This is a genomic window from Photobacterium sp. DNB23_23_1, from assembly GCF_052873815.1.
The window spans coordinates 1-216 of the sequence record NZ_JBNNXT010000148.1 but is presented as its reverse complement, the minus strand read 5'-3'; the positions used below and the strand labels follow the sequence as shown (position 1 = coordinate 216).

Here is a 216-nt window from a genome sequence, read left to right as displayed (position 1 = left end):
TGGGGCTATAGCTCAGCTGGGAGAGCGCCTGCCTTGCACGCAGGAGGTCTGCGGTTCGATCCCGCATAGCTCCACCACTTTCTAAACACTTTATTGATAAAGTTGTTAGAAAGTGGTTTTTTATCTCTTCGGGGATAATGAAACACATGCTCTTTAACAATCTGGAAAGCTGACTAGTAAATTGAATTTTCGAATTCAATAACTAATAGTTTCTAC

Annotated in this window: 1 tRNA gene; it reads left to right on the top strand. The window is 41.7% G+C overall.

The window, feature by feature from the left end:
* The first annotated feature begins 1 nt into the window (after position 1).
* Positions 2 to 77 (top strand) — tRNA-Ala (locus tag ACVA53_RS25180).
* Positions 78 to 216: the final 139 nt, after the last annotated feature.